The sequence below is a fragment of the Paenibacillus kobensis NBRC 15729 genome (assembly GCF_004000825.1).
In the GTDB taxonomy this organism is placed as follows: Bacteria; Bacillota; Bacilli; order Paenibacillales; family Paenibacillaceae; genus Paenibacillus_T; species Paenibacillus_T kobensis.
This window is the reverse complement of sequence record NZ_BILZ01000002.1, coordinates 61,094-73,621: the sequence shown is the minus strand read 5'-3', so window position 1 is coordinate 73,621 and position 12,528 is coordinate 61,094. Positions and strand designations below refer to the sequence as shown.

Below are 12,528 nucleotides of genomic sequence, written 5' to 3'. Positions count from 1 at the left end.
GCCCTGGATATTCAGCAGCGTTATTCAGGCTTCGTACCGGAGGCTAGAAGGTAGATCATCATCGCATAAGCATCAGGCGATTGCACGAATTGAGCATAGCTGCGCGATAATTGTTCATACTCGGATTCCGTAATGAGCCCGGCTTTCAGCGGGCTAGTGAACCGCTCGATATCGAACTGGCGTTTGAATCCTTCGATGCCATGGAGATCGCTATGCTGGACGCAAGCGTCCATGTCCACATCGGCGAAACCCGCTTGCGTCAGCAGACGAGGCAAACCTCTGCCGATATGCCGGTTGCCGCCGCTGGCAGCCTGCCGCTTAGTGAGCTTGGACAACAAGGAATGCAGCAGATCGATCTCGGGATGGACGGCGCCGAATATTCCGTCATCGATATCGACAATAAGGAGTTTGCCGCCAGGCTTCAGCACCCGTTTCAATTCCGCCGCCGCTTCCAATGGCTGATGCAGGTGAAGGAATAGCAATCTTGCAATAACGATATCGTACTGGCCTTCCGGCAATCCCGTTTCGTATACAGAAGCTTGAACCCATTGAAGTCTGGAAGCGGGTATATGGCTTAGTCTTTGTCGGGCTCCATTCAGAAGCACTTCGTCGATATCCAGCGCTGTTATCTCGCTTCCGGGCAGATCTTCGAGCAGCTTCTCCGTAATAAATCCGGGGCCGCTGCCCACCTCCAGTACCTTCATCCCATCTTGCAAGCCTAATCCGACCATCGTGCGGAACTGATTGTTCCACCCCATTAAAGCTTGTTCTCTCAAACGGAGCAATTCTGCCTCTTCCCGATTGTCAAAGCTTTGAAAATGATAAGTCGAACGGTGTGCGCTCATACTGGAGCCTCCTAGTGTGCAATCGAATATGTAATATATATCCATAGTGTTGACGAATGGTAATGTCTGAAAGTTTCAAGGGGGACATAAATGGATAGGTCATGAACCTTCATTGCATTGTGTACAACGAAATACATCCGCTCTCTTACAAGCGGGAGCATTCACTGTCATTCATACAACGAAAAATACCGCACAGATGCTAAATCCCATCCTATCAGCTGAGTTCCATGTTATTGCGTTGTACAAAATGCAATGAGACAAGCCTATTTGAACCATTGGGCATCGTTTCGTTGCACAAGATGCACTGAAGCAGACGCTGATGAGGTAAAAAAGGCTGTACCAGACGTCAGCTTTCTCATGACGTTCGGTACAGCCAGACATTAATCCTGAATTAGCCGCCTGACCTATTGCCGAGCAGCTCTAGCAGCACTTCTACAACCGGCCAGCCACTTCCCATTCGCCTGCCGTAAGACGAAGCTGAAAGCGGTGCATGATTCCTTCTACATCTTCAATAGCGAGAGTAAGACCGCTTGCAGATGGGAGGATGTGATGAATCTCGCTGCCTGGAATGAGCCGTTGGGCCAGCGGCGCTAAGGCTGGAAGAAGCGCGTTTTCCAGCCAAATACGCTCCTTATACCAGCGTGGAGCAGACTGGATCGGCGGATAACCGCTTAGCGGTGCTCCAAGTGCGCGGGCGAACGGCTCGGGTGCGTCGTTAGGCAATAGCTGACCTGCGCCGATTGCAGCAGTAAAGCGTAAGCACAGTTCGATCGTATTCAGCACTTCTTCATCGTCAAGTGAGCCGTTGGCATAACGATATTCGACCGTTCCAATATCGAACCACGCCGCAAGATTGATCCCGCAACGGTGAGATTGAGGCCTGCCCTTATGCCGCAAGGCATCGCTTACTGGATTGAGGTGATATTGTTCACGCATCTGTTCCGTTATAGGAGGGCAGTAGATAAGCCGGTCTTCGCTCGTCTGCAGCAGTTCGCGCATCGTATCCTGGCTTCGCACAGCCGCATCAATAAAAGACGGGATGGCCGGCTGTCCGTATAGTTCAATTCCGACATGCACGTGAAGGCCGCAGCTCCAATTCGCAGCTGCTCCCGAAGCACGAAGTCTCTCCAGCATCAGCCGAATCTGATCTCGTTGCGCCCACTTCATCGGAGGCGGCTTTAGCTCACTGCCTGATTCCTCGCCGGTATCGTCTATTTGCTGTTCATCCAGCGACATCACCCAGTCTGGCAGAAGTTCGATCTCCTTCGGCGTGCCGCCGACGAATTCAATCTCCACGCCGAATTGAAGCTCTGTCCAGTCGATTTTATTAGGGTTGGTCATCGTATTAGCCTCCCGGATTCGTAATGATGTCATGGTTGTCGCGTGAATCGCGTGAACCGGGTGAGGCGGTGCACGGGCTTAACGGGGAACTTTTATTACAGGCACGGTTGTTCCTCCTATTCAGTGGAGTTGGTTAGAATCGGGTTTCAACGGTAGAAATATTACTTCTATATCAATCATCCAGGTGGTAGAATTGCCTATATTATACACCTTTCTACTAGAAGGAGTCTGATGAAATAGGATGGAACAGTGGTGGGCTTATCCGCTTATTGCCGTAACCAGTTATCTGATAGGCAACTTTAGCGCAGCAATCTTTCTTTCGAAACGGTTCATTCGGCAAGATATCCGGCAATTGGGAAGCCGCAATCCGGGCACGACGAATATGACTCGCGCATTCGGACTCAAGTACGGGGCCGTAACGCTGCTCCTCGATTTCGCGAAAGCGCTCGTGTGCGTCATTGCCAGCAAGCTCGTCATGATTGAAGCCGCAGGCAGCGAAGCCGGAATGCTGGCAGGTTACCTGGCGGGGCTTGCCGTCATTATCGGACATAATTATCCGGTCTTGCAGCGATTCAAGGGAGGCAAAGGATTCGCTTCCGGAATCGGCGTATTTGTCGTGCTGAATCCATTATTTACGCTCATCGTATTGTTGGCGGGGCTGCTGTTCCTTGTCATCGTGGACCGGATGTCGGTGTTCGCTATCGCCTTCTTCGCCGTCCAGACGATCGGTTATACGGTGAGCTATGATTATTGGTGGACGCAGCTGTTCGTGTGGACTTATCTGCTGCTGGCTGTCGTGGCGCATTGGCCCAACATCATCCGGCTCATACGCAAGGAAGAGAATCTGCTCGGCATTCGGCAACGATTGTTCAACAAGCTTGGGCTAGGAAACCGGTAGACGCTCGAAGCGTTATCTAGATGAGCTTACGGCTGCAGGCTTCCGCGAGATCCGCTGCTCCGAGTACGATGCAACGGAGTATTACCGCTCGCATGAGGATCTTTTATTCCTGTTGAAACACACGCCGATCGTGCCGAATTTCGGGGAGTCGGAAGATGATTTTGCTAGATTGGCCCAGTTCATTCAAGACAATCGTACGGGCAAAGGAATCAAGACGAACTCGAAGCGGTTTATGATCGTGGCTCGCAAATAACAGAAAACGGCGTTTGACAAGGCCATACCGATGTGATTAAATGATGAAAATCAAATATCGGATAAAGCGATGATGGATTCGGTCCTTGATCAGGACCGGCAGTAAGGATGAGGGGCGCTGCAGCAGAGAGCCGGTGGTTGGTGCGAACCGGTGCAGTCTTGATCCTGAAGTACGATCCGGAGCAGGAAAGGCGAACCGGCGCGCGCGAGCCGCAAGTAGCCTTGACCCGGCATTCACGATGCCGTTATAACAATGGAGCGAAAGAAGCGGCAAGCTTCTTTAACTAGGGTGGTACCGCGAGACAGCATTCTCGTCCCTTCATGGGATGAAGTGCTGTCTTTTTTGTATGGGACAGTTCGACAGGAGGTATAACAAATGATAGCAGATAAACAGCAACTAACCGAAGAACAGAAGCACGAAGCGGAGCGTCAGCTTGCCATTCTCCGAAGAGGAGCCGCTGACATTGTGCCGGAGGCGACGCTCGCTGCGAAGCTTGCGCAATCCGTCTTGACGGGCAAGCCGCTCAAAGTGAAGCTCGGGCTCGATCCATCGGCACCGGACATTCATATCGGACACACGGTCGTCCTGCATAAGCTAAGACAATTTCAGGAGCTTGGCCATGAAGTGCAGCTTATTATCGGTGATTTCACGGGGCGGATCGGCGATCCGACTGGCAAGTCGGAGACGCGCAAGCAGCTGTCGGAGGAAGATGTCCGCCGCAATGCCGCAACGTACGAAGCCCAGTTGTTCAAAATACTCGATCCGGCGAAAACGAAATTTTATTTCAATTCGGAGTGGCTGTCGAAGCTGAACTTCGAAGACGTGCTGCAATTGGCTTCCAAGCTGACGGTCGCACGGATGCTGGAGCGCGACGATTTCGCCAAGCGTTACACGAGCAACCTTCCGATTCATATTCATGAATTTTTTTACCCGCTTATGCAAGGCTACGATTCCGTCGTATTGGAAAGCGATATTGAACTTGGAGGGACGGACCAGACGTTCAACATTCTGATGGGCCGTACGCTGCAGGGCGCATATGATTTCGAGAGCAGCCAAGCTGCCATCTTGATGCCGCTGCTCGAAGGGCTCGACGGCACGAACAAAATGAGCAAAAGTCTCGGCAACTACATCGGCATTGACGAATCGCCTAATGAAATGTTCGGCAAAACGATGTCGATTCCCGACCGTCTCATGGTGAAGTACTATGAGTTGACCACTGACATATCGAATGAGGAGCTTCAGCAGTTGAAGCGCGGTCTGGAGGATGAAACCGTTCATCCCCGCGATGCGAAGATCGCCCTTGCGAAGCAGTATGTGCGCATGTATCACGGCGAGGAAGCAGCAGAGCAAGCGGAACAGCATTTTATTACCGTGTTCCAGAAGCGGGCTTTGCCGGATGAAATCGCGGATTTCGAGGTAGGCGGCGGCTTGCTTGAGGATGGCGGGATGACAGTTTCCAAGCTGCTTGTTCAACTTGGCTTTGCCGCATCGAGCAGCGAAGCGAGACGCCATGTAACGCAGGGCGCCGTCAAAGTGAACGACCGCAAGCTGGATGATCCGAACGAACGGCTCCAGCTTGCCGATGGCGATATTGTGCAGGTTGGCAAAAGAAAAATCGCGAGAATTAAGCTTGCCCTATAATTGCTCCGGCAGACGGTTCAAATACATGTCCAGCACATCCGTATACCGCTTCAGAACAGCAATCGTAGAGGGATGAGGAGCGGCGTGGACCACCCGATAGTCGATCTCGCCATAATGATCGCGAATCGAGAACGCGAGCCGCTCTTCTTCGGTTGAGAACTGAGCATCTACGCCGGCCTTGTTGCCCCGGGCATCCAGCCGAATCCACGTGTTCAAGCTGCTGATATACACGGCATTCAACGCGTGAATGACGTGGCCGGTATCCGGCGTATCGCCAAGGGTCAGCCGTTGGTAGCAGATGCCGGCCGGAATGCCTTTGTTGCGCAACAAAGCGCATAGCAGATGAGATTTCGCGTAGCATATGCCCTCACCGTAATGCAGAACGTCAGATGCGGCGCAAGTCACCCGCGAACCTTGAATATCCCATGAATGCGCAACGCGGTCCCGCACATACTCGAAGGCGGCTTGGATGTATGCCAGCTCGGAACGGCCCCCTTCGTAAAGTTCGTCCGCGAGCGCGGCAATGGCGGCATTGGAGTAATCGATCTCGCTGGATTCCGACAAATAATCGTTCAGATGGTCTGATTCGAATTGGAGTATCATCAAGCACTCTCCTTCATTTCAGTTGGAAGATTTTTATTGAATTATGCAATATTACGAATAAATATGCAATCCTTTTTTTGATCGTGAAATGGATTGCCAAATGCTTTACAACTTTTGGACGATCGCATACAATGAGGAAAGATTTGTAGAGGAAGGGGAATTTAACCTATGCCAGATCGTAAGTAATGGACGAAGGGCACTCGCACATCGATAGATGATGAACAGACGACGGAATAGTGTCCTTGATCCATTGCCGGAACGACGCGTACAGGTTAAATGACATGCGGAGTGCCTACTTGGAGGCACTCCGTTTCTTGTTCCACTCCAAATCTATCTGATAGAGGTGCTCATCCTATGAGTCGTCAATTTACAATTGAAGCGTCGGAATCGATCCGTCTGCGGAATTTTACTAGAGAAGATTATCAAGCGCTGTACGAGCTGACGAGGCAGACCGAAATTACCGATCTGCTGCCGGATTGGAACATGACGGAGGAGCAGTTGGATTCCTTCCTGAACTTCGTTACCGGCAGTTATGACTCGTTCGATCCGGCAGATGTAAGAGTGCTGCTGGCCGTCGAGCATACGTTGGACAACCGGCTGATCGGATGGTGCGGCGTATTCCCGAATGACATGCTGAAGCCGGAAGCGAGAGAGGTCGCCTATGCTTTGTCGCGGGATTATCGCGGCCGAGGCTATATGACGGCGGCGGTCGAGGCGATCTGCTCGTATATGTTCGAGCATACGGAGCTTGCACGAATCGTCGCGATCGTGAAGCTGTACAATCATGCATCAAGCGCAGTATTGAATAGAGCGGGATTCCGGCACATCGAGCAGACCGTATTGTCCGACGGTGAGCCATACGAATATTTCGAACTGGACGACGAGAAGCTGCGCTTCCGGCGGGCGCGGCTGGAGGATGCCGAGACGCTCAAGGAAATGATGGTAAGAACGTTCGACCGTGAGCAGCGCATATGGCTTCGGGATGATGAAGAGCCGGATGCGAATTTGCGTCCGCCGGGCTATGAATCAGCTGCGATGCAGCGATATGTGATTCAGGAATGGCCTTATTACGTCATGGTATTCGCCGGCAAGGCGGTCGGAGCGATCAGCGTGAACGTCTCGGGCAGGCATGGCAGAGTCGATAAATTGTTCATTGACCCGGACTATCAAGGCAGAGGGTTCGGATCACTGGCGCTTTGCTTTGTCGAGAAGCAATTCCCACGCGTGCAAGTATGGAAGCTGGAGACGTCGGGCAAGCAGCTGCACAACCATCGCTTCTATGAGAAAGCGGGCTTCGTCCGGACGCATGAATCCGAATGGGAATTCGCGTACGAGAAGGTGATGACGGGAAGTGCACCGGATGCGGAGGCGCCGGGCGAAACGTTGCAGGTGACCGGTTCGATGTCCGGAGCAGCCGTGATCAACTGCAGCATGCCGGATTCGGAATTTTATAACGTGGATCTGTCCGGCGGCTTCTATATGAATTGCACGCTGCAGGACAGCCGAATAACGGACTGCAATCTGAGCGGGACCCGGTGGACGAACTTGAATTTGACGAATATGCTGATGGCGGACTTGCGGCTTACCGGCAGTGAGATCGGATTCGCCGCGATGGACGGTGTCCGCTTCCATGACACGCATCTTGGGACGAGCCGGCAGCCGGCCGTATTCGAGCGCTGCGACTTGTCCGGAAGCGTCATTCGAGACAGCCAGCTGTCTGGTGTTCATATTGAGCAGTGCGACGTGGCCGGGATGACGATTAACGGCATCGCCGTGGAGGAACTGTTGAAAGCCTACATGGAGAAGTCGGCAGTGAAATAATCAGAAGCAGAACAGGGCTTGCTTTCCGGGCGGATCGACCGCTGCGGGAAGCGGCCCTTCGTTCGCTCATTAGAATCAACAAGGAGGGACGGAACATGATCATTAGTCCGCGGGAGTATGCCATTCGGGGGATGAGCTATGTCATTCGGTCCGCATCGGCAGAGGACGCGCAGCAATTGTCCGGCGTCAGATTGCAGATCGATGGCGAGACCGAAAATATGGACCGGGAGCGGGGAGAGGGATTCATCGATCCGGCCGGGTTTGCGCGCATGATCGAGTCGGACAGCTCGGCTGGCCGAAATCTGTTTCTCGTTGCAGAAGCGGCCGGACGTATCGTCGGATTCTCAAGATGCGAAGGGAGCCGATTGAAACGGCTTGCCCACAAGGTTGAATTCGGCGTATGCGTACTGCAGCAATATTGGGGATATGCCGTCGGATCGAACCTGCTGCGGGAATCTATTGCATGGGCGGATTCAAACGGTGTGAAGAAAATAGCGTTAAGCGTATTGGAAACGAATGACAAGGCCATTCGATTGTATGAGAAGTTCGGATTCGAAATCGAAGGCGTTCTGAAGAATGACAAGCTTCTCTCCGACGGAAAGTACTACAACACGGTTATGATGGGAAGGCTTCATAAGCCCGATTAGCCTCCAATTGAATATACCGAAGAAGCGCGACAAGGTCGGTTAGCCGCTGTTCATTGGAATGATAATAACGTTCGGGCTGACGGCGTTTGATATGAATCGCTTCATAGATAAGTTCATGCCACCTTGGCGGAATGATGGTGATGCCATAATGGCCTGCCTCGATTTTGCTCTTAATATCATGCGCTTGGATCGTATAGAGCTGACGCAGCATGCCCAGCGTGCACCATTCGACGGCTTCGTCTAGCTGTGCCGTTGCATCTGTATGGTCCGTCATGTTCCCCGAAGCCAATTGATGTTCTAACCGGTCGACCCAGCCCGCCCAATAGGTATTTAAGTTCTGGATGACGTATTCGACCACGGTTCGCATATCGGCTTCAACATTCAGAGGCAGTACCGGTCCGTACACTCGAATGCCGTGATGTTTAACGATCCACCAAGTAACCGGATTAAGATCGGAACCGCAGCCATCGGTGTGAAGCTGCTTGTCGTAGTAGGTTAATAACGCCTGAATATGGCTGTCAGGTTGGTAAAGATCGCTCTCAAGCACGTAGGAGCCCATAATATCGATTTGCGGAAATTGATTGGCAACCTGTTCATGAGCGGCTGCAATGGACTGGACGCCGGTTGCAGAAGGAGCTTCCTTCAAGACCGCAATGAAATCAATATCGCTGGACCCTTCAATATAATCTCCTAGTGCAACAGAGCCATAGAGGTATACGGACACAAGATTTGAACCGTTCAACCTTAACGCAAGACATAGCGCCTGCATCGTTTCTTCTACTGTAAGCGGCAGCATGGAATAGCTCCTTTCTCCTTACCTAATGCAGTTCCAGCTTCCTCCATCGTTAACTTATACCCGATATATCGTGTTCTGCAACAAAAAAACGGATGAGCAGCCCGCTCATCCGTTTCATTTTACATCCGGCAAATATCTTTCGGGCAGCCTTCGCAATGGCAAATGTCCCGGAGATATTGCAAGTCCTTGATCATAATCCGTCCGTGCTCGATTGCGATGGCGTCGACCTTGCGGAATTCGCTCAGCATCCGGTTGACGCTTTCCCTCGTCGCGCCGATCATATCGGCAAGCTCCGTGTTCGTGTGCGACTTCGTAATGACGATATGGCCGTTCGTCTCTACGCCGTACGTATTGCCGAGCCGGATGAGCAGGGAGCATAGCGCGCCGTGCTTCCCGAACATCATCAGATCGCGGAATTTCGTCTGCGTCATCCTGTGGACGAGTCCCATCCACTTCATGAACTCGACCGCCAAATCCCCATTTTGCCACAGCAGCGCCTCCAGATCCTTCTGCCGAATGACCCCGATCACGCTGTCTTCGATCACTTCTGCATTAAACACTTGAGTCGATTGCCGGAAAGGGTCCACCTGTCCGAACATATCGCCCTCTTGATACATGTATAAAATAAACTGCCGGCCTTCGTCCGTCGACTTCGTAATCTTGATTCTGCCGCTGCGAATGAAGTACAGCTTATCGGCTGTTTCACCTTCACGAAACAGGAACGATCCGCTGGAAGCTTTCGTCTCATACATAATTTGCTTAAGCTTCGCTAAGCTGTCGGCTGAGAAACATTCCGTGTTCCGGACGTTGATCTCGCTGCTTTGTGGTTTAGCACTCATTCGGTTAACCACTCCAATTCTTACGACTTACTACTATTATAGTACGCGTACCAAACGTTGGATGTGATTTAGATCACACTAGGTTGTGAATCGATTCACAAATCGTTCGGATATATAGGCTCGCTGCTGTGATGTAAATCATAGTGGCGCCGACTCCGAGGGTTTAAGCTAAATGTAGATGAAACACACTTATGCGGCAACATTTTCATAACGAGGGAGCGGATGGAGCATGGCAATGAGAGAAGAAGAGGTTGTCGTCAAGCTAACCGTACAGGATGAAGTTCAGTCGTTGGTCGCAAGAGCGAAGCAGGCACAGCAGCAGTTCATGAAGCTTGATCAAGCGCAAGTAGACCGGATCGTGCAGGCGATGGCGCTAGCCGGCGTCGACCGGCATATGGCGCTGGCGAAGCTGGCAGTCGAGGAAACCGGACGCGGCGTCTACGAAGACAAAATAACGAAAAACTTGTTCGCAACGGAATATGTATACCACAGCATTAAGAATATCAAGACGGTCGGCATCATTGAGGAAAATGCATACGAGAACTACCAGCTCGTTGCGGAGCCGGTCGGCGTCATTGCCGGCGTTACGCCGGTAACGAATCCGACGTCCACGACGATGTTCAAAGCGTTAATCGCGACGAAGACGCGCAACCCGATCATCTTCGCGTTCCACCCATCCGCGCAGCAATCGAGCGCCGCCGCAGCGGAAGCGCTATTGACAGCAGCTGTCGAAGCAGGCGCGCCGGCTGGCTGCATTCAATGGATCGAGCATCCGTCCGTTGAAGCGACGCAGCAGCTGATGAATCACCCGGACGTTGCGCTCGTGCTGGCAACCGGCGGCTCTTCAATGGTGAAGGCGGCGTACAGCACCGGCAAGCCGGCGCTCGGCGTCGGTCCCGGCAACGTGCCTTGCTTCATTGAACGGACGGCGAACGTACCGCAAGCAGTCAATGATTTGATTCTGTCCAAGACTTTCGACAACGGCATGATCTGTGCTTCTGAGCAAGCGGTCATTATCGAAGAACCAGTCTACGCCGAAGTTAGGCGGCTGTTGACGGAGCAAGGCTGTTACTTCTTGAACAAAGACGAGACGGAGGCGGTATCTAAGCTCGTTATTAATCCAGAGAAATGCGCGGTCAACGCCGTCATCGTCGGCCAATCAGCAGCTTCCATCGCACAGATGGCAGGAATCACTGTCCCTTCCGACACGAAAATACTTGTGGCAGAGCTGGCAGGCGTCGGCGATGCTTACCCGCTGTCGGCGGAGAAGCTGAGTCCAGTGTTGGCTTGCTATAAGGTGAAAAATGCAGAGCAAGGCATTAACCGAGCGGTCGAAGTGGTCAAATTCGGCGGCATGGGTCACTCGTCCGTCATTCATTCGCAGAATGATGACGTCATCGAGCAATTCGCGAGCCGGCTGCAGACGGGGCGCGTCATCGTGAACTCGCCGTCGACGCACGGCGCGATCGGCGACATCTATAATACGAATCTGCCTTCGCTGACGCTCGGGTGCGGATCTTACGGGCACAACTCGACGACATCCAACGTAAGCGCGGTGAACCTGCTGAATATGAAGCGGGTCGCTTACCGGACCGTCAATATGCAGTGGTTCAAGATTCCGCCGAAAATCTATTTCGAGAAAGGCGCGACGCAGTATCTGGAGAAAATGCCGGACATTACGCGCGTCATGATCGTCACCGATCCGATGATGGTGAAGCTCGGCTACGTCGAAAGGGTTGAATATTATCTCCGCAAGCGGCATCTTCCGGTCGCGATCGAAGTGTTCTCGGATGTCGAGCCGGACCCGTCGGTCGATACGGTCGAGCGCGGACGGGCGCAGATGGCGGGATTCAAGCCGGACTGCATTATTGCCCTCGGCGGCGGATCGCCGATGGATGCGGCCAAGGCGATGTGGCTGTTCTATGAATATCCGGATACGAGCTTTGACGCCTTGAAGCAGAAGTTCATGGACATCCGCAAACGGGTGTACAAATATCCGCGTCTTGGCCGCAAAGCGAAGTTCGTTGCCATACCGACGACATCGGGCACCGGCTCGGAAGTGACGTCGTTCGCTGTCATTACCGACAAGCTGAAAGGCAATACGAAATATCCGCTTGCCGATTACGAGCTGACGCCGGATGTCGCGATCATCGACCCGGATTATGTATATAGCCTGCCGCAGACGGCGGTCGCCGACACCGGCATGGACGTATTGACGCATGCAATTGAAGCATACGTCTCGGTCATGGCGAACGACTACTCGGACGGCCTCGCGATGAAGGCGATCCAGCTCGTGTTCGACAACTTGGAGAAGTCGTATACGACAGCCGACCCGGCGGCACGCGAGAAAATGCACAACGCATCGACGATTGCCGGCATGGCTTTCGCGAACGCGTTCCTGGGGATCAATCACTCGCTGGCACACAAGTGGGGCGGCGAATATCATACGGCGCACGGCCGGACGAATGCAATTCTTATGCCGCATGTCATTCGGTACAATGCGCAGCAGCCGACGAAGTTTACTTCGTTCCCGAAATACGATCATTTTATTGCCGACCAGCGGTATGCCGAAATCGCGCGAATGCTCGGACTGCCTGCGAGAACGACGGAGGAAGGCGTCCGCAGCTTGATCGAAGCGGTGCGGAAGCTGAACAAGGTTCTCGGCATACCGGAGAAGTTCCAGGATCTCGGCTTCGCGCCGGCGCAGTTCGAGGCGAAGGTCGACTACTTGGCTGACCGGGCGTTCGAGGATCAGTGCACGACCGCGAACCCGCGCATGCCGCTCGTCAAGGAGCTGGCCGAGGTGTACCGCGACGCCTTTTACGGAAGATTCGAATAGTCTCT

Annotated in this window: 11 protein-coding genes and 1 other annotated feature; of the genes, 6 read left to right on the top strand and 5 right to left on the bottom strand. The window is 52.9% G+C overall.

All coding sequences use genetic code 11. The features are described 5' to 3' along the window. Positions 1 to 20: 20 nt before the first annotated feature. Both PKO01S_RS01945 and PKO01S_RS01940 read right to left on the bottom strand, forming a co-directional pair. On the bottom strand, positions 21 to 845 hold the full coding sequence (locus tag PKO01S_RS01945) for a class I SAM-dependent methyltransferase (protein WP_127529611.1): 825 nt from the start codon (positions 843 to 845) through the stop codon (positions 21 to 23). 432 nt (positions 846 to 1,277) lie between these two features. Beyond that, entirely contained in the window at positions 1,278 to 2,186 is a 909-nt protein-coding gene (locus PKO01S_RS01940; protein WP_164779435.1) for an amidoligase family protein, read from the bottom strand. A gap of 241 nt (positions 2,187 to 2,427) precedes the next feature. Between PKO01S_RS01940 and PKO01S_RS01935 the strand changes: the two genes are divergently transcribed. From PKO01S_RS01935 to tyrS, 3 genes are all read left to right on the top strand, one after another. After that, positions 2,428 to 3,084 (top strand): glycerol-3-phosphate acyltransferase, encoded by a 657-nt coding sequence (locus PKO01S_RS01935; RefSeq protein ID WP_127529609.1) that lies wholly within the window; start codon positions 2,428 to 2,430, stop codon positions 3,082 to 3,084. A 112-nt stretch (positions 3,085 to 3,196) separates the two neighbouring features. After that, positions 3,197 to 3,337 (top strand): hypothetical protein, encoded by a 141-nt coding sequence (locus PKO01S_RS28640; RefSeq protein ID WP_164779434.1) that lies wholly within the window; start codon positions 3,197 to 3,199, stop codon positions 3,335 to 3,337. A gap of 76 nt (positions 3,338 to 3,413) precedes the next feature. Beyond that, positions 3,414 to 3,658: a binding site (T-box leader), on the top strand. A gap of 54 nt (positions 3,659 to 3,712) precedes the next feature. Next, a complete protein-coding gene (tyrS, locus tag PKO01S_RS01930; protein WP_127529608.1) occupies positions 3,713 to 4,978 on the top strand; it encodes a tyrosine--tRNA ligase in 1,266 nt (421 codons plus the stop codon). On the opposite strand, the gene PKO01S_RS01925 is transcribed toward tyrS, so the two are convergent. Continuing rightward, a complete protein-coding gene (locus PKO01S_RS01925; RefSeq protein WP_127529607.1) occupies positions 4,973 to 5,581 on the bottom strand; it encodes a transglutaminase-like domain-containing protein in 609 nt (202 codons plus the stop codon). The two genes, tyrS and PKO01S_RS01925, sit on opposite strands and share 6 nt — an antisense overlap. A 354-nt stretch (positions 5,582 to 5,935) precedes the next feature. Here PKO01S_RS01925 and PKO01S_RS01920 point away from each other — a divergent pair, with 354 nt between their 5' ends. Both PKO01S_RS01920 and PKO01S_RS01915 read left to right on the top strand, forming a co-directional pair. Then, positions 5,936 to 7,402, top strand: a complete 1,467-nt coding sequence (locus PKO01S_RS01920; RefSeq protein ID WP_164779433.1) for a GNAT family N-acetyltransferase — start codon at positions 5,936 to 5,938, stop codon at positions 7,400 to 7,402. A gap of 95 nt (positions 7,403 to 7,497) precedes the next feature. Beyond that, entirely contained in the window at positions 7,498 to 8,049 is a 552-nt protein-coding gene (locus tag PKO01S_RS01915) for a GNAT family N-acetyltransferase (protein WP_127529605.1), read from the top strand. On the opposite strand, the gene PKO01S_RS01910 is transcribed toward PKO01S_RS01915, so the two are convergent. After that, positions 8,018 to 8,845, bottom strand: coding sequence for a nucleotidyltransferase domain-containing protein (locus PKO01S_RS01910; protein ID WP_127529604.1), 828 nt, complete (start codon positions 8,843 to 8,845; stop codon positions 8,018 to 8,020). The two genes, PKO01S_RS01915 and PKO01S_RS01910, sit on opposite strands and share 32 nt — an antisense overlap. Positions 8,846 to 8,964: 119 nt before the next feature. Next, a complete protein-coding gene (locus PKO01S_RS01905; protein WP_127529603.1) occupies positions 8,965 to 9,684 on the bottom strand; it encodes a Crp/Fnr family transcriptional regulator in 720 nt (239 codons plus the stop codon). A gap of 229 nt (positions 9,685 to 9,913) precedes the next feature. Between PKO01S_RS01905 and adhE the strand changes: the two genes are divergently transcribed. After that, positions 9,914 to 12,523, top strand: coding sequence for a bifunctional acetaldehyde-CoA/alcohol dehydrogenase (gene adhE, locus PKO01S_RS01900; RefSeq protein ID WP_127529602.1), 2,610 nt, complete (start codon positions 9,914 to 9,916; stop codon positions 12,521 to 12,523). Positions 12,524 to 12,528 lie beyond the last annotated feature (5 nt).

Excerpts from the sequence above, each read along its gene's own strand:
- PKO01S_RS01935 (WP_127529609.1), top strand. The coding sequence starts at position 2,428 with ATGGAACAGTGGTGGGCTTATCCGCTTATTGCCGTAACCAGTTATCTG.
- PKO01S_RS01905 (WP_127529603.1), bottom strand. The coding sequence starts at position 9,684 with ATGAGTGCTAAACCACAAAGCAGCGAGATCAACGTCCGGAACACGGAA.
- PKO01S_RS01910 (WP_127529604.1), bottom strand. The coding sequence starts at position 8,845 with ATGCTGCCGCTTACAGTAGAAGAAACGATGCAGGCGCTATGTCTTGCG.
- tyrS (WP_127529608.1), top strand. The coding sequence starts at position 3,713 with ATGATAGCAGATAAACAGCAACTAACCGAAGAACAGAAGCACGAAGCG.
- PKO01S_RS01915 (WP_127529605.1), top strand. The coding sequence starts at position 7,498 with ATGATCATTAGTCCGCGGGAGTATGCCATTCGGGGGATGAGCTATGTC.
- PKO01S_RS01945 (WP_127529611.1), bottom strand. The coding sequence starts at position 845 with ATGAGCGCACACCGTTCGACTTATCATTTTCAAAGCTTTGACAATCGG.
- adhE (WP_127529602.1), top strand. The coding sequence starts at position 9,914 with ATGGCAATGAGAGAAGAAGAGGTTGTCGTCAAGCTAACCGTACAGGAT.
- PKO01S_RS01940 (WP_164779435.1), bottom strand. The coding sequence starts at position 2,186 with ATGACCAACCCTAATAAAATCGACTGGACAGAGCTTCAATTCGGCGTG.
- PKO01S_RS01925 (WP_127529607.1), bottom strand. The coding sequence starts at position 5,581 with ATGATACTCCAATTCGAATCAGACCATCTGAACGATTATTTGTCGGAA.
- PKO01S_RS01920 (WP_164779433.1), top strand. The coding sequence starts at position 5,936 with ATGAGTCGTCAATTTACAATTGAAGCGTCGGAATCGATCCGTCTGCGG.